The organism is Hylemonella gracilis str. Niagara R (assembly GCF_000600295.1).
Lineage (GTDB): Bacteria > Pseudomonadota > Gammaproteobacteria > Burkholderiales > Burkholderiaceae_C > Hylemonella > Hylemonella gracilis_A.
The window spans coordinates 695,364-720,850 of sequence record NZ_JEMG01000001.1; the positions used below are offsets into that span (position 1 = coordinate 695,364).

20 protein-coding genes are annotated in these 25,487 nt (G+C 66.1%); 14 read left to right on the forward strand and 6 right to left on the reverse strand.

From position 1 onward, the window contains the following. Nucleotides 1–24 precede the first annotated feature (24 nt). Entirely contained in the window at nucleotides 25–1,539 is a 1,515-nt protein-coding gene (locus tag AZ34_RS03185) for a PLP-dependent aminotransferase family protein (RefSeq protein ID WP_231495447.1), read from the forward strand. Here AZ34_RS03185 and AZ34_RS03190 read toward each other — a convergent pair. After that, nucleotides 1,536–2,867: an aspartate aminotransferase family protein gene (locus tag AZ34_RS03190; protein WP_035604713.1), complete on the reverse strand. Its 1,332-nt coding sequence runs from the start codon at nucleotides 2,865–2,867 to the stop codon at nucleotides 1,536–1,538. The two genes, AZ34_RS03185 and AZ34_RS03190, sit on opposite strands and share 4 nt — an antisense overlap. 165 nt (nucleotides 2,868–3,032) lie before the next feature. Here AZ34_RS03190 and AZ34_RS03195 point away from each other — a divergent pair, with 165 nt between their 5' ends. Continuing rightward, nucleotides 3,033–3,725: an HAD family hydrolase gene (locus tag AZ34_RS03195; RefSeq protein ID WP_081767056.1), complete on the forward strand. Its 693-nt coding sequence runs from the start codon at nucleotides 3,033–3,035 to the stop codon at nucleotides 3,723–3,725. A gap of 30 nt (nucleotides 3,726–3,755) precedes the next feature. On the opposite strand, the gene AZ34_RS03200 is transcribed toward AZ34_RS03195, so the two are convergent. Next, entirely contained in the window at nucleotides 3,756–6,080 is a 2,325-nt protein-coding gene (locus tag AZ34_RS03200) for a bifunctional diguanylate cyclase/phosphodiesterase (protein ID WP_231495448.1), read from the reverse strand. A 223-nt stretch (nucleotides 6,081–6,303) separates the two neighbouring features. Here AZ34_RS03200 and AZ34_RS03205 point away from each other — a divergent pair, with 223 nt between their 5' ends. The 8 genes from AZ34_RS03205 to AZ34_RS03230 all read left to right on the forward strand — a co-directional run bounded on the left by AZ34_RS03205 (nucleotide 6,304) and on the right by AZ34_RS03230 (nucleotide 19,106). Beyond that, nucleotides 6,304–7,251, forward strand: coding sequence for a 2-hydroxyacid dehydrogenase (locus AZ34_RS03205; protein ID WP_035604716.1), 948 nt, complete (start codon nucleotides 6,304–6,306; stop codon nucleotides 7,249–7,251). Nucleotides 7,252–7,338: 87 nt separating this feature from the next. Further along, a complete protein-coding gene (locus tag AZ34_RS03210; RefSeq protein ID WP_035604719.1) occupies nucleotides 7,339–8,145 on the forward strand; it encodes a DUF1289 domain-containing protein in 807 nt (268 codons plus the stop codon). A 43-nt stretch (nucleotides 8,146–8,188) separates the two neighbouring features. Then, entirely contained in the window at nucleotides 8,189–8,722 is a 534-nt protein-coding gene (locus tag AZ34_RS03215; protein ID WP_035604722.1) for a YbaK/EbsC family protein, read from the forward strand. A 75-nt stretch (nucleotides 8,723–8,797) separates the two neighbouring features. Next, nucleotides 8,798–9,520: a 2-hydroxychromene-2-carboxylate isomerase gene (locus AZ34_RS03220; protein WP_035604725.1), complete on the forward strand. Its 723-nt coding sequence runs from the start codon at nucleotides 8,798–8,800 to the stop codon at nucleotides 9,518–9,520. A 224-nt stretch (nucleotides 9,521–9,744) separates the two neighbouring features. Next, nucleotides 9,745–11,403: an MFS transporter gene (locus AZ34_RS03225; protein ID WP_035604727.1), complete on the forward strand. Its 1,659-nt coding sequence runs from the start codon at nucleotides 9,745–9,747 to the stop codon at nucleotides 11,401–11,403. Nucleotides 11,404–11,587: 184 nt separating this feature from the next. Next, nucleotides 11,588–11,737 carry a hypothetical protein gene (locus tag AZ34_RS18515; RefSeq protein ID WP_197026490.1) on the forward strand — a complete coding sequence of 50 codons (150 nt, stop codon included), beginning with the start codon at nucleotides 11,588–11,590 and terminating at the stop codon, nucleotides 11,735–11,737. 208 nt (nucleotides 11,738–11,945) lie between these two features. Continuing rightward, the gene (locus tag AZ34_RS17860) at nucleotides 11,946–13,079 is read left to right on the forward strand and encodes a PPC domain-containing protein (RefSeq protein WP_081767057.1); all 1,134 of its coding nucleotides are present in this window, start codon (nucleotides 11,946–11,948) and stop codon (nucleotides 13,077–13,079) included. Nucleotides 13,080–13,214: 135 nt separating this feature from the next. Beyond that, nucleotides 13,215–19,106 carry an excinuclease ABC subunit UvrA gene (locus AZ34_RS03230; RefSeq protein ID WP_231495449.1) on the forward strand — a complete coding sequence of 1,964 codons (5,892 nt, stop codon included), beginning with the start codon at nucleotides 13,215–13,217 and terminating at the stop codon, nucleotides 19,104–19,106. 189 nt (nucleotides 19,107–19,295) lie between these two features. Here AZ34_RS03230 and AZ34_RS03235 read toward each other — a convergent pair whose 3' ends face one another. Together AZ34_RS03235 and AZ34_RS03240 are read right to left on the reverse strand one after the other, a co-directional pair. After that, entirely contained in the window at nucleotides 19,296–19,802 is a 507-nt protein-coding gene (locus tag AZ34_RS03235; RefSeq protein ID WP_035604732.1) for a class IV adenylate cyclase, read from the reverse strand. 1 nt (nucleotide 19,803) lies between these two features. After that, a complete protein-coding gene (locus AZ34_RS03240; RefSeq protein WP_035604735.1) occupies nucleotides 19,804–20,730 on the reverse strand; it encodes a LysR family transcriptional regulator in 927 nt (308 codons plus the stop codon). 90 nt (nucleotides 20,731–20,820) lie between these two features. Here AZ34_RS03240 and AZ34_RS03245 point away from each other — a divergent pair, with 90 nt between their 5' ends. Continuing rightward, nucleotides 20,821–21,486 carry a LysE family translocator gene (locus tag AZ34_RS03245; protein WP_035604737.1) on the forward strand — a complete coding sequence of 222 codons (666 nt, stop codon included), beginning with the start codon at nucleotides 20,821–20,823 and terminating at the stop codon, nucleotides 21,484–21,486. A 29-nt stretch (nucleotides 21,487–21,515) separates the two neighbouring features. Here the strand turns inward: AZ34_RS03245 and AZ34_RS03250 are convergent, their stop codons facing one another. After that, a complete protein-coding gene (locus AZ34_RS03250; protein WP_081767058.1) occupies nucleotides 21,516–22,010 on the reverse strand; it encodes a TfoX/Sxy family protein in 495 nt (164 codons plus the stop codon). An 80-nt stretch (nucleotides 22,011–22,090) separates the two neighbouring features. Between AZ34_RS03250 and AZ34_RS03255 the strand changes: the two genes are divergently transcribed. Continuing rightward, nucleotides 22,091–22,417, forward strand: coding sequence for a hypothetical protein (locus tag AZ34_RS03255; RefSeq protein ID WP_035604739.1), 327 nt, complete (start codon nucleotides 22,091–22,093; stop codon nucleotides 22,415–22,417). Nucleotides 22,418–22,504: 87 nt separating this feature from the next. After that, entirely contained in the window at nucleotides 22,505–23,587 is a 1,083-nt protein-coding gene (locus AZ34_RS03260) for a mechanosensitive ion channel family protein (RefSeq protein ID WP_331280895.1), read from the forward strand. 26 nt (nucleotides 23,588–23,613) lie between these two features. Here AZ34_RS03260 and AZ34_RS03265 read toward each other — a convergent pair whose 3' ends face one another. After that, nucleotides 23,614–24,414, reverse strand: a complete 801-nt coding sequence (locus tag AZ34_RS03265) for an HAD-IIB family hydrolase (RefSeq protein ID WP_051509492.1) — start codon at nucleotides 24,412–24,414, stop codon at nucleotides 23,614–23,616. Between the two features lie 61 nt (nucleotides 24,415–24,475). On the opposite strand from AZ34_RS03265, the gene AZ34_RS03270 reads away from it, so the two are divergent. Beyond that, nucleotides 24,476–25,354: an alpha/beta fold hydrolase gene (locus AZ34_RS03270; RefSeq protein ID WP_035604740.1), complete on the forward strand. Its 879-nt coding sequence runs from the start codon at nucleotides 24,476–24,478 to the stop codon at nucleotides 25,352–25,354. The last annotated feature ends 133 nt before the right edge of the window (nucleotides 25,355–25,487 follow it).

The following is a 25,487-nucleotide window of genomic DNA, read 5'->3' on the forward strand; positions in this document are numbered from 1 at the left end:
CTTTTTTCCAGGTACGTCCCTTGCTTGACATCCACCGTGATCGACCACTACTTTCACCTGGATTTCCAGCGCACGCGGGGCTTGCAGGAACAGCTGCGCGAGGCGCTGGTGGGCGCCATCCTGCAAGGCGCTTTCCCACCCGACGAACCCCTGCCTTCCTGCCGAGACCTTTCGCGCCAGCTTTCGGTGGCGCGCAACACGGTGGCCCTGGTTTACGAGAGTTTGTTGGAAAAGGGTTTCCTGCAAAGCCGCCCGCGCAGCGGCTATTACCTGCACCCGGACTACCGCGAACTGGCGACCCGCCCAGCGGCCACGCCTGCGGCCGGACCCGACGGTGACGATGGGCAGGACCCGACGGTGGGATGGGCGCGCTCACCAAGCTGGGGCGAGCGCATCCGTCATCCGGCCGGGCCGCACCAGGGCATCCTGCGGCCCAGCAACTGGCGGCAGTATCAATACCCTTTCGCCTACGGCCAGGCTGACCCGAGCCTGTTCCCCGCCACCGCCTGGCGCCGGGCGGCGCGGGAAACGCTGCAGTCGAAACAGCACCGCGATTTCTGGATCAGCGACGCCGTTGATCAGGACGACCCCGAACTCATCACCCAGCTGCGCACCCGCGTCTTGCCCAAGCGCGGCATCCAGGCCGCGCCGGGCGAAATCCTCGTCACGCAAGGGTCGCAGAATGCGCTCTACCTGCTGGCGCGCCTGCTGATGGGGCCGGGCGTGCGCGTCGGCCTGGAAAACCCGGGCTTTCGTGATGCATGGAATGTGTTCGCCATGCAGAACGCAGACATCTCCCTGCACGACGTGGACGAGCACGGCCTGTGCATCGACGAGCGACTGGCCGATTGCGACTATGTCTACGTCACGCCCAGCCACCAGGTGCCCACCGGCGTCACGCTCAGCGCCGAGCGGCGCGCCCGGCTCTGGCAGCAGGCGCACGCGCATGACCAGGTGCTGATCGAGGACGACTACGATGCCGACCTGGACCTGTCCAGCCACCCGCCGCCCGCACTCAAGGCGGCGGACCGGCATGGCCGTGTCATCTACCTGAGCAGCTTTTCCAAGAGCCTGGGGCCGGGTCTGCGCCTGGGGTACCTGGTGGCCGACGAGGAGCTGGTGCGCGAACTGCGGGCCCTGCGCCGCCTGATGCTGCGGCATGCGCCCCTGCACGCCCAGCGCCTGCTGGCCCGCTTCCTCGCCGAAGGCGATTACGACGCGCACCTGCGTCGTTACCGCGCCGCGCACGCGCGCAAGCACGATGCGCTGCGCCACGCCATCGAGCAGCACCTGGGCGCTTGTGTTTACGCCTCGGGCTCAGGGGCGTCGGCATTCTGGCTGCAAGCACCAGAAAGCATCAGCGCGCAAAAACTGGCCTGGGCCGCCTCGCGCCGCAGCGTGTTGATCGAGCCGGGCGCGCCGCATTTCTTCGACGCCCAGCCCTCGGACCGGCATTTCCGCCTGGGCTTCTCTGCCATCGGCGCCGAGCGCATCGCGCCCGGGATTGAGTTGCTGGCGGATGTGATGGGGCGGGTTTAGATCTTCCCGTACTCCGTCAGCACCTCGTCCAGCACGCCCAAGGCCTGCTTCACCTGGGCCTCGTTCACGATGCAGGGCGGGGCGAGGTGGAAGCGGTTCTCCACCGCGAACACCAGCAGACCCCGGCGCAGTGCGGCGGCCTTGAGTTCGGCCAGGCGCGCGGGGGGCAGCGGGGTGCGCTTGACCGGGTCGCTCACGAATTCCAACGCCCAGAACAGGCCCTTGCCGCGTGTTTCGCCAATGATGGGGTGGCGCGCGGCCAGCGCCTTGACGCCTGGGCCCAGGTGTTCTTCGCCGATATGGCGCGCGTTGTCGACCATGCCTTCCTCGGCCATGGCGTCCAGCGTGGCGATGATGGAGGCCATGGCCAGCGGATGGCCGGAGTAGGTGAGGCCACCGGGATAGAAACGGTTCTGGAAGAACTCACTGATCTGGTCCGAGATCATCACGCCCCCCACAGGAACGTAACCCGAGTTCACGCCCTTGGCGAAGACCACGAGGTCGGGCTGCACGTCGAAGTGCTCCAGCGCAAGCCAGGCACCGGTGCGGCCGAAACCCACCATCACCTCGTCGAGGATCAACTGAATGCCGAACTCATCGGCCAGGGCGCGCACGCCTTTGAGGTAGTCCTGCGGCGGCACCAGCACACCCGCCGTGCCCGGGATTGATTCGAGCAAGATGGCCGCGATGCTGCTCGGCCCTTCGGCCTCGATCACCCGGCGCAGATGGCGCAGGGCACGTTCGCATTCCTCGGCCTCGCTCGTGGCATTGAACTCGCTGCGGTAGAGGAAGGGGTTGAAGAAGTGCACATGGCCGCGTGCATATTCGTTCGGCACGCGCCGGGCTTCGCCGGTCGCGACGATGGCCGAGCCCGTGTTGCCATGGTAGGAGCGGTAGGCCGAGAGGATCTTGTCACGGCCCGTGTACAGGCGCGCCATGCGCATCGCGTTTTCGTTCGCGTCGGCCCCGGCGTTGGTGAAGAAGATTTTCTTGAAGCTGCGGGGGCCGGACTTGGGGGCGCGCGCCAGGATGCGCCTGGCCGCCTCGCCACGCACGGCGGTGGCGTTGGAAGGCGCGAGCGTGCACAGCTGGGCCGCTTGGTCCTGAATCGCCTTGACCACCTTGGGATGCTGGTGGCCGATGTTGGTGTTGATCAGCTGCGAGCTGAAGTCCAGGTATTGGTTGCCTTCGTAGTCCCAGAGCATGCAACCCGAGCCGCCCGCGACGACCAGGGGGTTGAGCTGGCTCTGCACCGACCACGAGGACAACACCAGCTCGGTTTCAAGCTGGCGGACGGCGGCGTTGTTGAGCGGGGCGGCTGCGTTCATGGGTTGTGCTCCGGGGCGGTGGTGATGGCCAGGGCCATCACCGGGTGTCAGGGATGGGTCGACTATGGCGCCAGCCTGCCGTGGGTCTTAGAGCCAGTTGCGCGCGGTCCGCTGGCCAGATCGCCGCCGAGTCATCCCGCGCTTGCGCTGGCTATCATCGGCCGCATGGAAATCGAGACGATGAGCTACGAGGCCGTGTTGTTTGACTGTGATGGTGTGCTGGTGGACAGCGAGCCCATCACCAATGGCGTGCTGCGCGACATGCTGGAGGAGCGGGGCTGGTCCATGACCCAGGAGGAATGCGAGGCGCGTTTCATCGGCCGCGCGGTGCGCGACCAACGTGCGGAGATCGAAGCACGTACGGGCCTGCCCTTCACCGAAGAATGGTTGCAAGCCTTCTATGTGCGGCGCAACGCGGCGCTGGAGGCGCGGCTCACCGCCATCGCCCACATCCATGACACCGTGGCGCGGGTGCACCGGGCCTGCGCCGGGCGTGTGGCCTGTGCTTCGGGCGCGGACCGGGGCAAGGTGGAACTGCAGTTGCGCAAGGTCGGCCTGTACGACTATTTCGAAGGCCGCATCTTCAGCGGCCATGAGACGCCGCGCTCCAAACCCCATCCCGATGTGTACCTGGCCGCCGCTGCCGCGTTGGGCGTCGCCGCCGAGGGTTGTGCCGTGGTGGAAGACACGGTGGCCGGTGTGCAGGCGGGTGTGGCCGCGGGCGCCCGGGTGTTCGCCTACGCACCGATGGTCGTCGACCCGCGGCGGCATGCCGCCCAGCAGGCGGCCCTGCTGGGGGCTGGCGCGGCGCAGCTGTTTGCCGACATGCGCGAATTGCCGGGCCTGCTGGCCCGCTGAACTGGTGATCCGCTGAAAGGGGGCGTGCCCTCAGCGCGAGGCGACCGACGCGCCATCGACACTCGAGGGCGTGGGGATGTAGCCGCCGTGCGCCTGCAGCAGCGCGGTCATGCCAGCCTCGTCCAGGGGGCGCGACAGCAGATAGCCCTGGAACTCATCACAGCCCTGACTGCGCAGGAAGTCGAACTGCGCCTGGTTTTCCACGCCCTCGGCCACCACGGTCTTGTGCAGGCTCTGGCCCAGCGAGAGCACGGCACGCGCGATCATGGCCACCTCTTCCTCGCGCTCGATGCCGGTGACCAGGGAGCGGTCGATCTTGATGATGTCCAGCGGAAAGCGCCGCAGGTAGCTCAGGGCCGAGTAGCCCGTGCCGAAATCGTCCATCGCCAGCTGCATGCCCAGTTGCTTGAACAGGATCAGGGTTTCGAGCACCCGTTCGCTGCGGCTCATGAAGACGGTCTCGGTGATTTCCAGTTCCACCAGTTCGGGGGGCAGGTCGGCCTCGCGCAGCAGGCGATGGACATGGCCGACGATGTCGTCGCTCAGGAACAGGCGCGGCGAGAGGTTGACCGCGATGCGTAGCGGGTTGGTTTTCAGGTCGCGGCCTTCGTTCCAGCGTTTCGTCGCGATGAAGGCACGTTGGAGGATGGTCATGGTCAGCGGCAGGATGAGGCCACTGTCCTCCGCGATCGGAACAAAGCGGTCCGGGCTGATGGGGCCGTATTCGGGCGGACGCCAGCGCGCCAGTGCTTCCATGCCGATGATGCGGCGCTGGGCGTCGGTCTTCGGCTGGTAATGCACGTCGAAACCTTCGTGGTCGATGGCATGGCGCAGCGCCGCTTCCAGGTGCAGCCGTTCGGTCGCGACATGGTTCAGCTCGCGCGTGAAGAACTGGAAGTTGTTGCGTCCGGCGCCCTTGGCTGCATACATGGCCGCGTCCGCGTGCTTGAACAGGGCGAGCGCGTCCTCGCCGTCGCCCGGGTACATGGCCACGCCCAGGCTGGCGCCGACCTGGAACTCGCGGCCCGAGAGCTGCACCGGCCGCGCGATCTCGCCCAACACCCGCTGCAACTGGTCGATCACGGTGCTGGTGCGGAAGTGGTCGGCCAGCAGCAGCACGAATTCATCCCCGCCCAGGCGTGCCACCGTGTCCGAGGCGCGCAGGCAACGGCGCAGCCGCAGCGCGACTTCCTTCAGCAGTTCGTCGCCCGCGTCATGGCCCAGGCTGTCGTTGATGAACTTGAAATGGTCCAGGTCGATGAACACCACCACGAGGTGGTAGCCCAGGCGTTCGGCGCGCGCGATGCCCTGCTCCACCCGGTCGCTCAGCAGCATGCGGTTGGGCAGACCGGTCAGCGTGTCGTGGTTGGCCTGATGTTCCAGCTCCTGCTGGTAACGGCGGCGCTCCGAGATGTCTTGCACCGTGCCTTCGTAATAGAGCAGCTTGCCCCCGGCATCGCAGACCGTGTGCGCGTTTTCCGAGATCCAGATGCGTGAGCCGTCGGCGCGGTAGACCTCGGATTCGAAATTCAGCACCTCACCTTGCTCGGCCATCATCTGGCGGAACAATTCGCGCTGGCCTTCTTTGACGTAGAGCTGGCGGCTGATGTTGGCCAGCCCGCTGATCAGCGCTTCCGGGCTGGCGTAACCATACAGGCGGGCCAGCGCCGGGTTGACGGCCAGGTAATGGCCTTCGGGCGAGGACTGGAAGATGCCTTCGGACGCGTGTTCGAAGATGTGGCGGTAGCGTTGCTCGGCAGCTTGCTGGGCTTCGGCCAGTTCCCGCTGCGCCGTCACGTCCTCGATGAAGCCCTCGATCACCAGCGTGCCTTGCTCATCGGCCACGGCCACGCCGCGTTCGTTCACCCATTTGACGGTGCCGTCCTTGGTGACGATGCGGTAGTCCACCGCGAAACGCAGGTTGTTGGCGGACGTGGTGGCCACCGAGTTGCGCACGCGCTCGCGGTCCAGCGGGTGGGTGATCTGTTCCCAGCTCACCGCCGTGTTGTGCACCAGCTCCTGTGGGGTGTAACCGGTCAGCGCCAGGCAACCCTGGCTCACGAAGACCATGGTCCACTGCGCGTCGTTCAGACAACGGTAGGCCATGCCGTCCAGGTTGTTGATCAGCGTGTCGAGCACGCGGGCCCGGTCCAGCTCGCGCACACTGAGCAGGGTGTTGCGTCGAGAGCGGGTAGTGGGCGCGGCTGCCTGAGAGCTGGCCGGGACCTGAGGCTGCCCCGCGTAGGCTGCGGCAGGGTCGGACGGAATGGGCAGGGCGACGGGCATTTTTTTTGAAAGGCGAGAGCGCATGAGCAGCAAATCCCATGCCGGATAGCCCGGGGGCCAGACAGTCATGGGGGTGCCCTGACGTGGACCCAGGTGGGCGCAAGGCCTGCGGGCGCGTGGCACCGCGTGTCGCCGCCTGTGGCGGGCCTTGCCTGTCTCCGGTTTTTGTTACGATTTTGAAAGGCGGAAGCCTGCAATTTTCCCATCCGAGCCGGTGGAGGCTTGCCCGTCTGTTACACCTGCGGTCCCAACTCTGTTGAATTCTGCGCAGACGGCCGATCCAATCAATGACATGAACATTTATTTCCACGGCGAAGATTTCCGTCCCGAACCCTGGCTGTCCGCGCTGCGGCAGGCCCTGGCCGAAGTCGGCATCGTGGCGGAGGTGGCCGTGTGGGAGCCCGGTGCGCCGCCTGCGGACTACGCCCTGGTGTGGGCGCCGCCGCAGCGTCTGCTGGACGAACAGACCCGTCTGAAGGCGCTGTTCAACCTCGGCGCAGGCGTGGACGCCATCACGAAGCTGCGTTTTCCGCCTGGCATGCGCCTGGTGCGCCTGGACGACGCGGGCATGTCCGCGCAGATGGCCGAGTACGTGCTGCATGCGTTGGTGCGGCATTTCCGTGAGTTCGATGCCTACGAAGCCGAGGCCGCACAGGGCCACTGGGGTTTTCGCCGGCCGCGCCTGCGGCAGGACTGGCCGGTCGGCATCCTGGGCCTGGGCGTGCTGGGCCAGCGCGTGGCGCGGGCCGTGCTGGGCCTGGACTTTCCGGTGCGAGGCTGGAGCCGCGCACCCCGGCGTGCCGAAGACCTGGGGCTGCCCGGCCTGCAGTGTTATGCCGGCCGGGACGAGTTGCCCGCCTTCCTGGCCGCAAGCAAGGTACTGGTCTGCCTGCTGCCGCTGACCGCCGAGACGCAAGGCATCCTCAACCGCGACACGCTCGCGCAGCTCATGCCCGGGGGCTACCTGATCAACGTGGCGCGCGGCGGGCACCTGGTCGAAGAAGACCTGATCCCTCTGATTGACAGCGGACACCTTGCGGGCGCGACCCTGGATGTGTTCCGTCAGGAGCCGCTGCCTGCGGGCCATCCCTTCTGGACGCACCCCAAGATCACCGTGACGCCGCACACGGCCGCGCGCACCCTGCGCGAGGAGAGCGTGGCGCAGATCGCCGGCAAGATCGCGCGGCTGGAGCGCGGCGAGCCGATCGCGGGCTTGGTGGATCTGGACAGGGGCTATTGATTCGGGGGATGGCTCAGTCATCAATCCAGCGACCTATCGACCGATCGGCTCATCGTCAACACCAACAAGCACAAGGGAGGCGCGACCATGATGGACCCGCAAGCACTAGCCCGCCTGGTCGAGCGTGTGCGGCGCCTTTACCTGCCGCACGACGGTCTGCCCTTGTTCTGCGAAGCCTGCAATGTGGATGCCGACACGGGTCTGTGCAACGGTTGTTTGCGCAGCCTGCAGGAAATCACGAACTGGCCTGACCTCAGCCACGAAGACCGGCATGCGGTCTGGAACCAGATCATCGCGACGCGCTTGACCGCGGCGCGCGAGGCCGAGCGTGCCGAGCGCCAGGGGAGGGGGCGGCGGCGTTCCTTGCCGGCGGTGGAACCGGCGTCAGAAACGCAGGCCTTGCAGGCTCCCGAGATATCGCCGCCGCCCGATCGGGTGGCGGCGGATCTCGTCTCGGGGCGCGCGCCCGCCACCGAGGAGGTGGCGCCGGCCGAGGCTGCGCCCGCCGTGGCCAGCGAGTCCGGGCAAGGTGAACCGCCAGTGGTGGCCGCCGTCCCCGCGCCAGTCGCACCCGCGGCGACGCAAGCCGACCAAGCCGCCGCGCCGGGAACCCCCGCTCTGCAGCTGGCCTCGGCCGAAGAGACGGCCGACGCACTGGCCATGCGTGAGGGCATGCACAAAGACATGGGCGAGGTCAGGCCCCAGGCCGTGGTCGCGCAATTGGGCGAGCCCCCCACGCCAGAGACGGTGCCCGTGGATGTGGCGGCGGCGCGCGCGGCGCAGGTGAGGGCAGAGATGTTGCGGGTCGTGCAAGCGGCGCTGGCACGCGAACGCTTGGAGGCGGCCAGGGAGTCCTCCGGGCCCGACGAAATCAAACTCAAGCCCTTGGTCTGACGCCTGCGCGGGGAATTGTCATGGTGTTGCAAAGGAAGATCGCATGTGTGGTGCTGAACTGAAACCCTTGCCCGAGGGCGTGCAACGCGTGGCCGCGCTGCTGCAGACCCTGGGTCATCCCCATGCGCCGGTGCTGCTGGACGACGCCGCGCGCACGGCCCAGCAAGCGGCGGACGCGCTGGGCGTGGCGCTGGGCCAGATCGCCAAGAGCATCGTGTTCCGTCGCAAGGTCGCCGCGGCGGGGGCGGGCCCAGTGGCCGATGAGAGAGCGGTGCTGGTCATCACCTCGGGTGACCTGCGTGTCGACGAGCAGAAGGTCGAGGCCTTGGTGGGCAAGCTGGGCCGCGCGGACGCGGCCTTCGTCAAGGCCCGCACGGGTTTCGCGATCGGAGGGGTATCGCCTATCGGTCACAGCGAGCCGCCGCTGCTGCTGATCGACCGCGAGCTGTTCCGCTTCGAGGACATCTGGGCCGCGGCCGGCCATCCGCATGGTGTGTTCCGCCTGCGGCCTCAGGATCTGCCGCGCCTGACCGGCGGGGCACCCGTGGTGGACGTGACGGTGGCCGCGGCCAACTGACTGCGCATAGGCGCCAATGCGATGATGACGCCACCCTCTGCCGCCGTAGCGGATGGACACCAAGGAGACACGCCCATGAAACACATCATCTTCTACCTGGACTTCATATCGCCCTACGCCTGGTTGGCGTTCGCGCAACTGCCCCGGGCCCTCGAGGGCCTGAGCTACAGCGTGAGCTACCGCCCCATGCTGCTCGGCGCGCTGATCAAGCACCACGAGTCCAAGGCCCCGGCCGAGATCCCGGCCAAGCGCGCCTGGACTTATCGCCATGTGCGTTGGCTGGGCCATGAGCTGGGCGTGCCCCTGATCATGCCGGCCGAGCATCCCTTCAACCCCCTGCCCCTGTTGCGCCTGTCCGTCGCGTGCGGCCTGAGCGGTGGCGCGTCAGCCGCTGGTGGCGACCCAAACCGGTATGTTTGCGAGACCCTGTTCCACCATGTCTGGCGCGACGGGCTGGACGCCAACGACCCGCAGCGACTGGTCACCCTGCGTGAGCACCTGCTGGGGCCGCACGCGGCGCAGGGCGGGCCCGTGCATGCACCCGAGGACGAAGTGGTGAAAAACCGTTTGCGCGCCAACACCGACGAGGCCGTGGCTGCAGGCGCTTTCGGGGCGCCGAGTTTCGTGGTGCAGGGCGATGGCGGTGGACATGGCCGTCTGTTCTGGGGGCTGGACAGTCTGCCCATGCTGCGGCGCTGTCTGGAGGGCGATGCCTGGTTTGAGCAGGAGGACAGCGCCCCGACCCTCATGCCGTCCAGCGTGTTGGCCAGGGTGCAACCGGTGCAACAACAGCAGTGAGGTGCGGCCGGCCCGTGGTCATGCAAACGGCAATACCTGCATTTGCTGGTCGTCGCGGGCAAGGTTGCAGCTTGTCGTGTTCCGATCCCGCGCATGTCAAAGGGTGAACCCTTGCTTGCGCGGGTTAGTCCTAGCGTCCTATGTAAGTGGTCCGTCAGCCATCGCTCCAAGAATCCTCCAGCCATCCCCATGCTGGGGAATTCAGCTCAACAAGGAGACACAACATGGCTGCAACCGAGGCCGCACGGCCGATGACGTCCGGGGAGAAGAAGGTGATCTTCGCCTCTTCCTTGGGCACCGTATTCGAGTGGTACGACTTTTACCTGTATGGCTCGCTCGCGGCCATCATCGCCAAGCAATTCTTCAGCGGTCTGGATCAGGGCTCGGCCTTCATCTTCGCGCTGCTGGCCTTCGCGGCCGGTTTCATCGTGCGCCCCTTTGGCGCCATCGTGTTCGGTCGCCTGGGCGACATGATCGGTCGCAAGTACACCTTCCTGGTGACCATCCTGATCATGGGCATCTCGACGTTCATCGTCGGCATCCTGCCGAACTACGCCACCATCGGCGTGGCCGCGCCGGTCATCCTGATCATCCTGCGCCTGCTGCAAGGCTTGGCCCTGGGCGGTGAGTACGGTGGTGCGGCCACCTACGTGGCCGAGCACGCGCCGCACGGCAAGCGCGGCGCCTACACCTCCTGGATCCAGACCACCGCGACGCTGGGCCTGTTCCTCTCGCTGCTCGTCATCCTGGGCGTGCGTACCGCCACTGGTGAAGCAGCTTTCGCGGATTGGGGCTGGCGCATTCCTTTCCTGGTGTCCATCGTCCTGCTGGGCATCTCGGTCTGGATCCGTCTGACGCTGAATGAATCCCCCGCCTTCCAGAAGATGAAGGCCGAGGGCAAGCACTCCAAGGCCCCGCTGACTGAATCCTTCGGCCAGTGGAAGAACCTGAAGATCGTGATCCTGGCCCTGATCGGCCTGACTGCCGGCCAGGCCGTGGTCTGGTACACGGGCCAGTTCTACGCGCTCTTCTTCCTGACGCAGCAGCTCAAGGTGGATGCCATCACGGCCAACCTGTTGATCGCCGCCGCGCTCCTGATCGGCACGCCCTTCTTCGTGATCTTCGGCACCCTGTCGGACAAGATCGGCCGCAAGCCCATCATCATGGCGGGCTGCCTGCTGGCCGTGCTGACCTACTTCCCGGTGTTCCAGGCGCTGACCAAGGCCGCCAACCCCGACCTCTACGCCGCGCAACAGCAGAGCCATGTGGTGGTGGTCGCCGACCCGGCGGAATGCTCCTTCCAGTTCAACCCCACGGGCACGGTGAAGTTCACCAGCTCCTGCGACATCGCCAAGCAGGTGCTGGCCGCCAGCTCCGTGAGCTATGACAACGAAGTGGCCCCCGCGGGCACGCCGGCCGTCATCAAGGTGGGCGAGAAGGTCATCCCCAGCTACACCTCGCGCGGCATCAGCGCCGACGAAACCAAGGCCAAGGACGCCGAGTTCAAGAAAGCCGTGGCCGAGACGCTGAAGGAAGCCGGCTACCCTGCCAAGGCCGACCCGGCCAAGATGAACAAGTTGATGATGGTCGTCATCCTGGCCTACCTGGTGCTTCTGGTGACCATGGTCTACGGCCCGATCGCCGCCATGCTGGTGGAGCTGTTCCCGACCCGCATCCGCTACACCTCCATGTCCTTGCCGTACCACATCGGCAACGGCTGGTTCGGCGGCCTGCTGCCCACCACGGCCTTCGCCATCGTGGCGCAGACCGGCAATATGTACAACGGCCTCTGGTACCCCATCATCATCGCCGGCATGACGCTGGTGATTGGCACGCTGTTCGTGCGTGAAACCAAGGACGTGGACATCTACGCCAACGACTGAGGTCCCCGGCTCCAAGCTGCCTGCGCAGCTTGGGACGGACCGAAGCGCCGATGGCTTCGGGGCCAGCAAGGTCCTGAAGTCAAGTGCGCGGCCCTGGTGTCGCAGCCGGGGCCTACGAAGGCCCTCTCCCATCCGGCGGGGGCTTTTCTTTTTCTTTTGTTCTTTTCAGGAAAGTACCCGAACTATGTGGAAGATTGCTCTCGGTTTCGCCGTGTTCGCCGCCGTGGCGTTGTATTTCATCTCCGTCGCCGGTGACAAGGTCGACATGAGCGGCGAGAAACACGGCGCCGAGGCCGTGCACGCACCTGCGTCCGAACCGGCGCCCGCCAAGTAAAAAAGTAGCGCGCATCGCGCAGCAGCCTGGGCCTTCTTCGGAAGGCCTTTTTCGTTCTTGGGGGCGTGGCCGTCAGGCAAATGACAGCATCGAAAGACCTGTAATAAATCGTTAATGAAGTCGGTTGCGAATGATTTTTCCTTCACACAGCTGATACAAACAGCCAGGTTATCGACCCATTTTTTTTGGATTCAAGGAGGGCAGACTCATGCTGGTGAAGCACTGGATTTCTCGTTTGCGCCATGTTGGCGTGGTTTTGGCTGTGACGGCGTTGGCTGCTTGCGGTGGTGGTGGTGGTGGTGGCAGTGGTGGTGGTGGTGGTGGTGGTGGTGGTGGTGGTGGTGGTGGTGGCTCTGATCCAGGCACTGTCGTCAACATCGGAAACCTGCCGTATTCGGCCACGGCGTCCGGGCAAGCCAATGGCAAGATCACTTACAACCTGTCTTTGCTCGCCGGTTCGGACCCTGTGTCGGTATGGACAACGGGGGGCTCCGGCTCACTGACCCTGTCGGTCATCAATCCCCAAGGCCAAACAGTATGCCTGCGCACCAAGGTGGGTGGCCAGAGCGTCAGCTGCGGAATCGAAACTCCTACAACGGGCACCTGGAAACTGGTGGTGGCTGGTACGGGCAGTGGCTCTTTCAGCAGTATCTCCTTCACGGCGCTCAATGGGTCTCCGGTCAGCAGTCTGCCTCACACGTCGTCGGCGTTGACGGGGACGCTGAACTCCGTCAAGGACTACACCTTTGCTGTGTCCTCCGGCACGAATGCGGTGCGGACTCAACTCTCGGCTCACACGGGCGATGCGGATATTCGTCTTATCTCGCCCAGTGGCAAATTCTGTTCTTCTGTGGAAGCCGCTACGAGTGCCGAAGACTGCGCGTTCAATAACCCGACATCAGGGGTTTGGCGCGTGCGCGTTTTCGGTGAAACGGCTTACAGCGCGGCAACACTGTCGATCAGCACCAGCGGAACAACGATAGCGGGACGTGCTTCCGATTCGATAACGGCTACGACCGCTTCAGAGCCTGTCAGCCTGACGGACAATGCATCTCAAGCGTTGTCCGGTTTGTCTGATACAAAAGGTTCAACGAAGACCTTCAATTTCACTGTGGCTAGTAACGTGACGACAATCACGGCCCGACTCTCGGGGGGAACTGGCGACGCTGACCTGTATGTGTTTAGCCCGTCTGCCGACGGGCCCATCTGCCGAACTGTCGGAATAGGAAACGCGGAGACTTGCACGATCAATAACCCGGGGGCGGGTACGTGGCAGGTTCAGGTTTACGGCTGGGAGGCCTATAGTGGTGCAACCCTGTCGTTGACCGCCAGCAGCAACTAATGCTTCTTAACTCACGATGAAAAAGAGCCTGCTCCCCAGCAGGCTCTTTTTTTATGGGCCCATGCCCATGTCCCGCGCGCACGCAGCGCCCCCGCGCCCTAGAATGTTTGCCCCGAACATTTCACGGCCACCGTCATGACCCAGGGCAGCACCGCAGGCAAGCAAGCAGTAGACGCGCAGACGCAGGCGCTCCCACAAGACAACCCAGGGCCGGAGCAGGGCCTGATCCGCATCCGAGGCGCGCGCCAGCACAACCTCAAGAACCTGGACCTGGACATCCGCACCGGTGAGTTGACGGTTGTGACGGGGCCCAGCGGCTCGGGCAAGTCCAGCCTGGTCTTCGACACGCTGTACGCCGAAGGCCAGCGCCGTTACGTCGAGACCTTCAGCGCCTACGCGCGCCAGTTCCTCGACCGCATGGACAAACCTGCGGTGGACAAGGTGGAGGGCGTGCCGCCCGCCATCGCCATCGACCAGACCAACCCGGTGCGCAGTTCGCGTTCCACGGTCGGCACGATGACGGAGCTGAACGACCACCTCAAGCTGCTTTTCGCCCGTGCCGGTCAGCTGTTCGACAAGAAGACCGCTTTGCCCGTGCGGCACGACACGCCGGATTCGATCTACGCGCAGTTGGTGGAGCGGGCCCAGACCAGTGCTGATCCGAGGTTGGTACTGACTTTCCCTGTGGAGTTGCCGGGCAACACCACGGCGCAGGAAGTCGAGCAATGGCTGTCCGCCAGCGGCTTCACGCGCGTGCAGGCCGAGCGCGAAGTTGGCACGCCGTCCGGCCCCAGGAAAGTGCTTGATGTCGTGGCGGACCGTTTCCGCCTGGGCAACGCCGAACGCGCCCGTGTGGTCGAGGCCATTGAAGTTGCGCTCAAGCGCGGTGGTGGGCGGCTGAACGTGTATGCCTTGAAGGACGAAGGCGAGCTTCCTGATGTTTGGAAATATTCCACCGGCCTGCACTGCCCCGAAAGCGACCTGCGCTACGCCGAGCCCATTCCGTCGATGTTCTCCTTCAACTCGGCGGTGGGCGCCTGCGACACCTGCCGGGGCTTCGGCCGGGTGATCGGTGTCGATTTTGGTCTGGTCATTCCCGATGAAAAACTCACACTGCGTTCTGGGGCCATCAAGACCTTCCAGACGCCGGCCTGGGCCGAATGCCAGGACGACCTGATGCGTCACGCCGAGGCGGCAGGCATTCCGCGCGACACGCCCTGGTACAAGCTGACCCAAGCGCAGAAGGATTGGGTCATCGAAGGCGTGCCCGGCTTCAAGGAGCGCAACTGGAACAAGCAGTGGTACGGCGTGCGCCGCTTCTTCGGCTACCTGGAGAGCAAGGCGTACAAGATGCACATCCGCGTGCTGCTCTCGCGCTACCGCAGCTACACGCCCTGCACGGTCTGCGGCGGCGCGCGCCTCAAGACCGAGAGCCTGCTTTGGCGCATCGGCACGAAGGAAGACGCGGACGCGGTGCTGGCGCCAGCGTCGCGCCGGGCCATCCCAGGCGACGACGGCCTCCCCGGAGGCCAACGCTACGAGCGTTTCATGCCCGTGGGCGTGGACTGGACGCGCGCGCAGCTGGATGCCCTGCCGGGCCTGAGTCTGCATGACCTGATGCTGCTGCCGCTGGACAAGCTGCGACAGTTTTTTGAGCGCGTCGCTTCCGTTCGCCTTGAGCCCGTCGAAGGGCGAGGGGGTTCGACCAGTGCAAGCAGAACAGGGGAAGAACAAGCGCTCAAACTCCTGTTCGAGGAAATCAACGCCCGCCTTCAGTACCTCTGCGACGTGGGCATAGGCTACCTGACGCTGGACCGCCAGAGCCGCACGCTGTCCGGTGGCGAGGTGCAGCGCATCAACCTGACCACGGCCCTGGGCACGTCCCTGGTGAACACGCTGTTCGTGCTGGACGAGCCCAGCATCGGTCTGCACCCGCGTGACATGCACCGCATCATCGAGGCCATGCAGCGCCTGCGCGACGCGGGCAATACCTTGGTGGTGGTGGAGCATGACCCGGCCGTGATGTTCGCCGCCGACCGCATGATCGACATGGGGCCGGGGCCGGGCGAACGGGGCGGGCAGATCGTCTTCGACGGCAGCACGGAAGACTTGAAGAACGCCGACACCCTGACCGGTGCCTACCTGGGCGCACGCAAGCAGATCGGCATGGGTTTCAAGCGCATGGTGGCCGCGAACACCCCGCGCTTGATTCTGGAGGGCGCGCGCGAGCACAACCTGAAGAATGTGTCGGTGGAGATCCCGCTGCAGCGCCTGGTCTGCGTGACGGGTGTTTCCGGCTCGGGCAAGTCCACGCTGATCCAGGACGTGTTGGCCCCGGCCCTGATGCGCCATTTCGGGCAGGCCACCGAGACGCCGGGCGCGCACGAGCAGCTGCTCGGCGCCGAGCAGCTCGCCGGCGTGGTGTTCGTGGACCAGTCGCCCATCGGCAAGACGGCGCGCTCCAACCCCGTGAGTTACGTCGGCGCCTGGGACGCGGTGCGCGAGATTTACGCCAACGCGTCGCTGGCCCGGCAGCGGGGCTACACCGCCGCCAAGTTCAGCGCCAACAGCGGCGACGGCCGCTGCCCGACCTGCGGCGGCTCGGGCTTCGAGCATGTGGAGATGCAGTTCCTGAGCGACGTCTACCTGCGTTGTCCGGACTGCGATGGCAAGCGCTTCCGACCCGAGATCCTCGAAGTCACGATCGAGCGCGCGGGTCGTGCCTTCAACGTCGCCGACGTGCTGGAACTCACTGTTCATGAAGCCACCCAGTTGTTTGCCCAGGACCGCGAGGTCTTGCGTGCCTTGCAGCCGATCGCCGACGTGGGCCTGGAATACCTGCGCCTGGGCCAGCCTGTGCCCACTTTGTCCGGTGGCGAGGCGCAGCGCCTCAAGCTGGCCGGCTTTCTGGCGGAGGCCGCGCGCGCTGCGGGCAGCCGCCAGTTCATCGCCAAGAAGGGCACCCTGTTCCTGTTCGACGAGCCGACCACGGGCCTGCACTTTGACGACATTGCCAAGCTGATGCGTGCGCTGCGCAAGCTGCTGGACGCCGGTCATTCCCTGCTGGTCATCGAACACAATCTGGACGTGATGCGCGCCAGCGACTGGCTGATCGACCTCGGCCCGGAGGGGGGGGAAGCCGGCGGCCAGGTCGTGGCCGTGGGCACGCCGGAGGAGCTGCGCCAGCACCCCACGTCCCACACCGCGCGCGCGCTGCGGGAGTACGCGGCGGCGATGGGCGAGGCGCACACGGCCCACGAGGGTGATGCGGCGCCTTACCTGGGCGCGTTCACGCCCGGCCGTAAGGCCGCGCCCAAGAAGGCGGCTGGCGCGGACAACGCCATCCGCATCGTCAACGCCAAGGAGCACAACCTCAAGAACCTGAGCGTGGACATTCCGCGCGGCAAGTTCAACGTGATCACGGGCGTGTCGGGTTCGGGCAAGTCCACCCTGGCTTTCGACATCCTGTTCAACGAAGGGCAGCGGCGTTACCTGGAAAGCCTGAACGCTTACGCGCGCAGCATCGTGCAACCGGCGGGCCGGCCCGAGGTGGACGCGGTCTGGGGCATCCCGCCGACCGTGGCCATCGAACAGCGCCTGTCGCGCGGTGGGCGCAAGAGCACGGTGGGCACCACCACCGAGGTCTGGCATTTCCTGCGTCTGCTCTACGTCAAGCTGGGCGTGCAGCACTGCATCCACGATGGCGCGGCGGTGCAGCCGCAGACCGTGGAAAGCATCCTCGCCCAGTTGATGAAGCAGTTCAGGGGCCAGGAGATCGGCCTGCTCGCGCCCCTGGTGCTGAACCGCAAGGGCGTCTACACCGAGCTGGCCGACTGGGCCCGCCCGCGCGGCTACACCCACCTGCGCGTGGACGGCGCATTCCTGCCGACCACGGGTTTTCCGCGCATCGACCGCTTCAAGGAACACACCATCGAATTGCCGGTGGCCAGCCTGACCGTGACGCCGGCCAACGAGGCCCTGCTGCGCGAGAAGCTGGCCACGGCGCTGGAGCATGGCAAGGGCGTGCTCCATGTGCTGAGTGACCTCGACGGCCTGGCCGAGGCGATGACGAACGGAGGCAGCACGGCGGGCATCGGCCGGCTGCAGGTGTTCTCCACGCTGCGAGCCTGCCCGGTCTGCGCGACGAGTTATGCCGAACTGGACCCGCGCCTCTTCTCCTACAACAGCAAGCATGGCTGGTGCCCCGACTGCGTGGGCACGGGCGTCAAGCTGACCCGGGACCAGCGCAAGGTGCTCGACGATTCCGTGCGCGACGAGAAGGAGCGCGGCCGTGAGCAGACCTTTGCCGAACCCGAGGTGGAAGACGTGGGCGACACGGTCTGCCCGAGCTGCGAAGGCACGCGCCTGAACGCGACCGCGCGGGCCGTGAAGTTCAGCGGCTCGGGCATCGCCGACATCGCCCGCCTGTCCATCGGAGACATCCGGCGCTGGCTGGAAACGCTGGCCCTGCATGGCCGCATGACGCAACGAGAGAACGACATCGCGCGCGACCTGATTCCCGAGATCAAGAGCCGCCTGGAGTTCCTGGAACAGGTGGGCCTGGGCTACCTCACGCTGGACCGCGGCGCACCCACGCTGAGCGGCGGGGAAGCCCAGCGCATCCGTCTGGCCGCGCAACTGGGCAGCCATCTGCAAGGCGTCTGCTACGTGTTGGACGAGCCCACCATCGGCCTGCATGCGCGCGACAACCGCATCCTGCTCGACGCCCTACACACGCTGAGCGAGCGCGGCAACACCCTGGTCGTCGTGGAGCACGATGAAGACACCATCCGCCGCGCCGACCACCTGATCGACATCGGCCCCGGAGCGGGCAAGCGCGGCGGGCGGCTGGTGGCGCAGGGTGGCGTGGGTGATCTCACGCAGGCCGCGGATTCGCAGACGGGCCGTTACCTCCTCAACGCCATCCGGCACCCCTTGCAGCCGCGCCGGGCCGTGGGCGAAACCGGGTGGCTGGCCGTCATGGGCGCGAACCTGCACAACCTGCAATCCGTCGATGCCTTGCTGCCCCTGCATCGCCTGGTGGCCGTGACGGGTGTCAGCGGCTCGGGCAAGTCCACCTTGGCGCGGGACGTGCTGCTGGCCAATGTGCAGGCGGCGGTGGCGCAGCGCACCACCAAGGCCGGGCGCGACGCCCAGGGCCGTGGGTCACATCCGGCCTGGAGCGGCTGCGCGTCCGTCGAAGGCTGGCAGCAGATCGACCGCGTGCTCGAAGTGGACCAGACACCCATCGGCAAGACGCCGCGGTCCTGCCCGGCCACCTACATCGGTTTCTGGGACACCATCCGCAAGCTCTACGCCGAAACGCTGGAGGCCAAGGCGCGCGGTTACGGCCCGGGGCGCTTCAGCTTCAACACGGGCGAGGGGCGTTGTCCCACCTGCGAAGGCCAGGGCGTGCGCACCATCGAAATGAGTTTTCTGCCCGACGTGAAAGTGCTTTGCGAAAGCTGCCACGGCGCGCGCTTCAACCCCGAGACCCTGGCCGTGAGTTGGCGCGGCAAAAGCATCGGCGATGTGCTGCAGATGGAGGTGGACGAAGCGGTGGACTTCTTCGCCAGCATGCCCAGCATCGCGCACCCGCTGCAACTGCTCAAGGACGTGGGCCTGGGCTACCTCACGCTGGGCCAGCCCTCACCGACGCTGAGCGGCGGGGAAGCCCAGCGCATCAAGCTGGTGACTGAATTGAGCAAGGTGCGCGATGACGTGACGCGCCGCGGCCAGAAAGCGCCCCACACGCTCTACGTGCTGGACGAACCCACGGTGGGCCTGCACATGGCCGATGTGGAAAAACTCATCCGCGTGCTGCACCGCCTGGTGGATGGGGGCCACAGCGTCGTCGTCATCGAGCATGACCTCGACGTGATCGCCGAAGCCGACTGGATCATCGACCTCGGGCCCGAAGGGGGCAAAGACGGTGGTCGTGTCATCGCCGCTGCCACGCCTGAAGACGTGGTGCGGTTGGGGACGCACACGGGTGTGGCGCTGGCGCCCGTGCTGGCGCGCCACTGAGCCCGACCGCGCAAACGCATCGCCCCGCCCGTGCCTGTTGAACAGGCACGGGCCGCCAAGCCAAGGTTGGCGCGGCCCATGCGACTTGTTCAGGTACTTGTCCACAGCTTTAACCACGGTGGCGCTGGATAAGTGGCGGGTGCGCCCGCTTGCGGTGGCCGACCGGGAGCAACCGGCGGATGGGGCTGTTCAGCTCAGTAAATCGAGGTAGGCACCCCGCACGAGCTGGGCCTCCGCGATGCCCAGCGCCGCCATGATCTGTTCTGCCTCCTGCATGCCGGACTCCAGCGTCTCCTCGTCATCGAGAACGACTTCCAGTTCGATGAATTCGCCCAGGCCGATGACCCGGTCCAGGTGCACCCGCGTGCGCCCGATCAGGTAGAGCGTGCGCTGCTTGCGCACGCGGCCGATCTGCCCGTGCGCCAGCGTCAGTGCCTGCCGCAGCGTGTCCGGTTCCGCCGTCGGCGAGCGGATGTAAGACGAGGTCTTGGGGCCTGCGTCGTCCGCGCGCTGGTAGTGGATGAGCTCGCCCGTGCCGTCGCCGAATTCCCGCAGTTTCAGGCGCCCCGAAGCTGCTTTGAAGAAGGTGTCGTCCTGAGATATCTCGGTGGGTCCGGAGGTGGCGAGTGGCAACAGGCAGGCCAGTACCCGCGCGCGATCCGCCATCCGGGCTTTGATTTCGATGTTGCGTGCCATGTCAGGATGCTGGCACATCCTGCCGCAGTCGCTCCCCAAGAAAATCCAGCATGGCCTTGAGCTTGGGTGCGACATGCCGTGTGCGCGGGTACAGCGCCCAGGCGTCGCCGCTGTAGTTCGTCTGGAAGGTCCAGTCCGGCAGCACCGGGACGATGCGGCCTTCGGCCAGCGCTTGCTGGGCGGTGAAGCGCGGCAGGCTGCCGATGCCCAGGTGCCGCAGCACAGCGTCCAGCCGCACGCCGGTGTGGTTCGCCGCGTAACGGCCGCGCACTTGCACGATCGCGCTCTGCTCGCCCCGGCGAAATTTCCAGCGTGAGTCACTGGGCTCTTCACCCAGGTAAATGCAGTTGTGGGCCTTCAGTTCCTGCGGTTGTGCGGGCGCGCCGTGTTGTGCCAGGTACTCGGGTGTGGCACAGAGCAGGTGATCGATGCGCAGCAGGCGTCGCCCCATCAGGCCGGGCGGGGGTTGGTCGGTGATGCGGATGGCCAGGTCGATCTGCTCGTCGTACAGGTCCATGTAGCGGTCTTCCAGCCGAAGCAGCACATCCACCTGCGGGTAGCGCGCCAGGAAGTCCGGCATGTGCGGATGCACCAGCACCCGCCCGATGGCCTTGGGCACGCTGATGCGCAACTGCCCCCGGGGTTCCTCGCCCCGCTGGCCGGCAGCCTCGAGCGCGGCCTGCGCCGCATCCAGCATCTCGCGGCAGTGCGTGTAAACCTCCTGGCCGCCCTCGCTCAGGCGCAGCTTGCGGGTGCTGCGTTGCAGCAGGCGCTGGCCCAGCGCCTTCTCGAGCCGGGCCACGGCGCGGCTGGCCGCCGAAGGCGTGGCCGCCATCTGGCGGGCCGCTTCCGAGAAGCTGCCCGTCTCGACCACCCGGACGAAAACCGCCATTTCGTTCAGCAGATGCTGGGCCTGATTTGTGCTCATGGGGAACAAATGATTTGAAGCCGGGACGGATTATCACTTTGAACGCTAGCCTCTAGACTGCCTGCATCGTTTTGTGAATCGCTGCATGCCATGACCCTGCATACCTTTTTTGCCCCGTATTCCGTCTATCTCTCCGAGTTTCTGAGCCTCGCCCTGATCCACTTCCTGCTGGTGATGGCGCCCGGCGCCGACTTTGCCATCGCGGTGCGCCAGAGCGTGCGCCACGGCCGCCGCGCGGGGGTTTTCACGGCGCTGGGTTTCGGCGCCGGCACGGCGCTGCACGTGGCCTATACCTTGCTCGGCGTGAGCGCGCTGTTGCAGGCCACGCCCTGGCTGCTGCATGTCGTCCAGTGGCTGGGCGCGGCCTACCTGCTGTACCTGGGATTCGTGTTCATCCGCAGCCAGCCCATGGCCGTGGACCAGGCGAATGCCGCGCTGATGGCTGCGGGGCCGCAGGATGCGCAAAGCCTACGCACCTCGTTCTGGACGGGTTTCGTGACCAACGCGACCAATCCCAAGGCCACGCTGTTTTTCCTGGCGATGTTCACCACGCTGGTCAGCGCGAGCACGCCCCTGGCCGTGCAGGCTTTCTACGGGCTGTGGATGTGCGCGGCCATCGCGGCCTGGTTCAGCTTCGTGGCGCTGGTCTTCACCAGCCCGCTGGTGCGCCAGCGCTTTCTGCGCAGCGGCCATTGGCTGGAGCGCGCCATGGGGCTGGTGCTGATGGGTTTCGCGGCGCGCCTGTTGGTGGTTTGAACAGCGAGCTTGCGAAGCCGGACGACGGCTCAGCGTTTGCCGGAGCGCGGCGTGCCTGTCTTGGGTTGGGGTCTGGTCGCAGGTTTGGATTGGGACGCTGTGTTCTTGGCGGTGACACCGGATTTACGGGGCTTGTCGGACGCCGTGGCGGATTGGGTGGACTTGATGGCCCGGGGCGCTTTTGGAGGCTTGCGTGCCGCGAGCGCGGCTTCCATCGCCAGTCGCGCCCAGGGCAGCATCAGTGCGGGTGATTCAAGTGCTTCGGCTGGCGGTGTCCAGTAGCTCGTGACGACGGTGGGCTTGCGCGCCGAGCTTTGCTGGTAAGCAAAGGGCTGGCCACCCGCGTCAATGAAGCGCTGGCGTGTTGTCTCGCTGGTTTTCAGAAAGAGCCTGCCCTCCACGATGAAGGCGATGCAAAGCTCGTCCACGTAGAGGCCGTGCCCGCCGAACATGCGCTTGGCGTGCGCGTGCCCCAGGGGTGAGAACAGTTCGATGCAGTGCTCGGCAAGTGCTTCGTGGGCCATGGGGTTGACAAGGAGGACGTGTGAGGGGAGCGGTGCACGCGGTCTGAGCGAGGTCGGGCGTCGCGCGAGAATCACGTTCCATGATCCAGCGCATCATTCTGATCGAGACCGAGGCGCCCGCCAAGCCGGACATCGGCGCGCCCTGCAACGGCTGCGGTCTGTGCTGTCTGCACGCGCCATGCCCCTTGGGCGTGCTGGTTTCGCGGCGCTGGCGCGGGGCCTGCGCCGCCTTGCGCTGGGACGCGGTGCAGCGGCGTTACCTGTGTGGATTGCTCGTGCCCGCGCGCCCAAGCGGGCCGCGCTGGTGGCGCATCGTGAAACAGTTTTGGCTGCGCCGCTGGATCGCGGCGGGTCATGGCTGTGACGCGGACGTGGTGGCGGAAAACATTCCACACGGAAGGGATTGAGGAGCCGGTTTGGCGCATCAGGCGATAGCCGTTAAAACAGCGGGTTCCGAAAAATGAATCCAACGACTGCGCAAGGAGGTGCCGACATTGACCTGGATTGAAAACCTGCTGACTCCCGTATCTTCCACCTGGGGTGGGGTGCTGCTGGTGCTGGTGCTGGCGGTGACGCTGAGCGTGTTGACGTTTTACGCGGGGCGGCGCCTGATCGTGCGCGTCACCACGCCCGAGTCCATGCTGCGCCATGTGCTGATGTCCGTCCTGGGGCCCGCGCGCTGGGCCGTGCCCGTGGCGGTGGGTCTACTGGTCTTGCAAGCCTCGCCCGGGAGTCTGCCTTGGATGGACGGCGCGCGCCACATCACGGGCCTGCTGCTGATTGGCCTGTGCACCTCGCTGACCATGCGCGCGCTCACGGGGTTCGCCAATGGCGTGCTCGCGCGCTACCCGGTGGACGTGGAGGAGAACATGGAGGCTCGGCGCGTCCACACGCAAGCGCGCGTGTTATCGCGCTTGGCCCAGGTGGTCGTTTTCCTTGCCGGTCTGGCCTTCATGCTGATGACCTTTCCTGGTGCTCGCCAAGTGGGCACCAGTCTGCTCGCCTCGGCCGGTGTGCTGGGCTTGGTGGTCGGTATCGCGGCGCGTCCGGTGTTCAGCAATCTGATCGCGGGTCTGCAGATCGCGCTGACTCAGCCCATCCGCATCGACGATGTGCTGATCGTGCAGGGAGAGTGGGGGCGGGTCGAGGAAATTACCGGCACCTATGTCGTGTTTCGCGTCTGGGACGATCGACGATTGGTCATCCCCCTGCAGTGGTTCATCGACAACCCCTTCGAGAACTGGACACGCACCGGCTCGGCCCTGCTGGGCACGGTGTTCCTGTGGGTGGATTTCGCCCTGCCACTGGCGCCGCTGCGTGCCGAGCTGGAGCGAGTCGTCACAACCTTCCCGGAATGGGACGGGCGCATGGTCCTGCTGCATGTGACGGACACCAACGACCGCGCCATGCAGGTGCGCGCGCTGGTGACCGCGCAGGACGCGCCGCGCATGTTCGAGCTGCGTTGCAAGGTGCGCGAGGCGCTGATCGACTTCATCCAGAGCCAATATCCAGGTCGCTTGCCCCGGCTGCGGGTGGATGACCTGCGACTGGACGACAAGCAGCCCCTGGCTGCTTGAGCGTCGCGCGGGAACGCTCCGCCTGACTAAGACCGGCTCTGCAGCAGCGCGCGCGCCAGCTCGGTGAAGCCCGCGCCGCGTTCCCCCGTCGTCAGGTAACGCGGCCGGTGTGTCAGCTGGGGCAGGAAGCGCGCGATGTTGGCTACACCCACGCTGTGTCGGAAATGCTGAAACATGAGTTGGTCGTTGGTCGAGTCGCCGACGTAGACCCACTGGTCCAGCTCCTCGCCGAGCTCCCGGCCCAGCAACTCGCGCACGATCCAGCGCGCACCATTCCATTTGTCGTGCGCGCCGATCCAGCCATTGATGTGGATGCTGCTGACCGTGGCGTTCAGGCCCTCGGCCTGCATGATGCGCACCGCCTGGTCGATGGCCTCGGGTGGCAACTGCGTGAATTCGCTGTGGTCGATGGCGATGTCAGTCTCGCGCCCCGGGCTGTCCTGGGCCAGCGTCGTGCCCGGCACTTCGCGCAGCACGCGCTGCGCAACCTCTTGCAGACGTTCGTGGTTGCGGCGGCGCGTGGCTTCGTCCTGCTGGTAGATCTTGCGCGCGCCCCCATCGACCCAGGCGACCGAGCCGTTCTCCGCCACCAGGGCCTGCACCGGCCAGCTGCGCGCGTGCGGCGCGCTCCAGCCGATGGGTCGACCCGTGACCGGGATGACGGCGATGCCGGCCTCACGCAGCGCGTCCAGCGCTTGCCGCGCGTCGGGCGTGATCGCGCCTTCGGTGGTCAGCGTATCGTCGATGTCGGTCAGCACGCCGCTGATGCGGCGGCGTGCTTCGGCGGGCCAGGTGGGCAGGGCGAGCAACGTGGGCGAGGAGTGCATGAGGATTCGGGGAGAATGCGCGGCAACATTATCCGGGGCCGCCGAGCGGTGAGTGAGTGCGATGGAAGAAATACACGGCGTGGCACATGAGGTGCAGCACGAGGGGCTGCGCCTGCATGTCTGGGAGAAATACACGGGCAGTCCCCAAGGCAAGCCCGTGCTGGTGCTGGCCCATGGTTCGGCAACGGGGGGGCGTGAGAGTTTTGACCTGCAGGTGCCGGGCCAACCCAGCTACAGCACCATGGACTTTCTGGCGCTGCAAGGCTTCGATGTCTACGCGCTCGACGTGCGGGGTTTCGGCCGTTCTACCAAACCGGACGCCTTCCTGACAACCGAGCAGGCCGCGAGTGACCTGGGCCTGGTGGTGGACCATGTGCGCGCGCTGCGCGGCGTGGAACGTGTGCTTCTGTTGGCCTGGTCCTGGGGCACGCAGTATGGCGGGCAGTTCGTGATGGCCTATCCGGAGAAAGTGGCGCGTTACGCCAGCTACGCGCAGATGCATGCCGACAGCCCGGACCTGAAGACGCGCCGCCCGCGTCTGGCCGTGTTCCAGCGCAGCCCCTACATCCGCATCACCGAGCAGGGCTGGAAGCTGCGGTTCCATTCCCTGACGCCCGACGCTGTGAACGATCCGGCGGTCATGGACGCCTTCGCCCGCGCCGCCGTGGCGGCGGAAGAGAAATCGCCCACCGGCCCGCAGATCGATGTGCTCACCCGCCTGCCCCTGGTGGACCCCAGCCGCATCACCGTGCCCACGCTGATGGTCCACGGCGAGTACGACGATGTGGCCGATACCGAGGGTTTGCTGCCTTTTTTCGCGGCCCTGCCCAATCCGGACAAGCAGTACGTGGTCGTTCCCGAAGGCGGGCACATGCTGCATCTGCAGCAAGGCCATCGGCGTTTGCAGCGGGTGCTGGGGGCTTGGTTCTCCGCAAGCTGAGCGCTTGCCTCGGTGTTGCGGGTCGTTTAGTCGGCCTGGAATGGCCGCGTCGCTGTCGCGTCGGGGGGATGCCGGGCCTGTTGGACAGGTCGCCGCATCGGCCCCAGGGAGATCAAAAAACCCGGCATAGGGC

Excerpts from the sequence above, each read along its gene's own strand:
- AZ34_RS03215 (WP_035604722.1), top strand. The coding sequence starts at position 8,189 with ATGTGTGGTGCTGAACTGAAACCCTTGCCCGAGGGCGTGCAACGCGTG.
- AZ34_RS03225 (WP_035604727.1), top strand. The coding sequence starts at position 9,745 with ATGGCTGCAACCGAGGCCGCACGGCCGATGACGTCCGGGGAGAAGAAG.
- AZ34_RS17860 (WP_081767057.1), top strand. The coding sequence starts at position 11,946 with ATGCTGGTGAAGCACTGGATTTCTCGTTTGCGCCATGTTGGCGTGGTT.
- AZ34_RS03210 (WP_035604719.1), top strand. The coding sequence starts at position 7,339 with ATGATGGACCCGCAAGCACTAGCCCGCCTGGTCGAGCGTGTGCGGCGC.
- AZ34_RS03250 (WP_081767058.1), bottom strand. The coding sequence starts at position 22,010 with ATGGCCCACGAAGCACTTGCCGAGCACTGCATCGAACTGTTCTCACCC.
- AZ34_RS18515 (WP_197026490.1), top strand. The coding sequence starts at position 11,588 with ATGTGGAAGATTGCTCTCGGTTTCGCCGTGTTCGCCGCCGTGGCGTTG.
- AZ34_RS03245 (WP_035604737.1), top strand. The coding sequence starts at position 20,821 with ATGACCCTGCATACCTTTTTTGCCCCGTATTCCGTCTATCTCTCCGAG.
- AZ34_RS03190 (WP_035604713.1), bottom strand. The coding sequence starts at position 2,867 with ATGAACGCAGCCGCCCCGCTCAACAACGCCGCCGTCCGCCAGCTTGAA.
- AZ34_RS03265 (WP_051509492.1), bottom strand. The coding sequence starts at position 24,414 with ATGCACTCCTCGCCCACGTTGCTCGCCCTGCCCACCTGGCCCGCCGAA.
- AZ34_RS03195 (WP_081767056.1), top strand. The coding sequence starts at position 3,033 with ATGGAAATCGAGACGATGAGCTACGAGGCCGTGTTGTTTGACTGTGAT.
- AZ34_RS03205 (WP_035604716.1), top strand. The coding sequence starts at position 6,304 with ATGAACATTTATTTCCACGGCGAAGATTTCCGTCCCGAACCCTGGCTG.
- AZ34_RS03220 (WP_035604725.1), top strand. The coding sequence starts at position 8,798 with ATGAAACACATCATCTTCTACCTGGACTTCATATCGCCCTACGCCTGG.
- AZ34_RS03200 (WP_231495448.1), bottom strand. The coding sequence starts at position 6,080 with ATGACTGTCTGGCCCCCGGGCTATCCGGCATGGGATTTGCTGCTCATG.
- AZ34_RS03230 (WP_231495449.1), top strand. The coding sequence starts at position 13,215 with ATGACCCAGGGCAGCACCGCAGGCAAGCAAGCAGTAGACGCGCAGACG.
- AZ34_RS03240 (WP_035604735.1), bottom strand. The coding sequence starts at position 20,730 with ATGAGCACAAATCAGGCCCAGCATCTGCTGAACGAAATGGCGGTTTTC.
- AZ34_RS03235 (WP_035604732.1), bottom strand. The coding sequence starts at position 19,802 with ATGGCACGCAACATCGAAATCAAAGCCCGGATGGCGGATCGCGCGCGG.
- AZ34_RS03270 (WP_035604740.1), top strand. The coding sequence starts at position 24,476 with ATGGAAGAAATACACGGCGTGGCACATGAGGTGCAGCACGAGGGGCTG.
- AZ34_RS03255 (WP_035604739.1), top strand. The coding sequence starts at position 22,091 with ATGATCCAGCGCATCATTCTGATCGAGACCGAGGCGCCCGCCAAGCCG.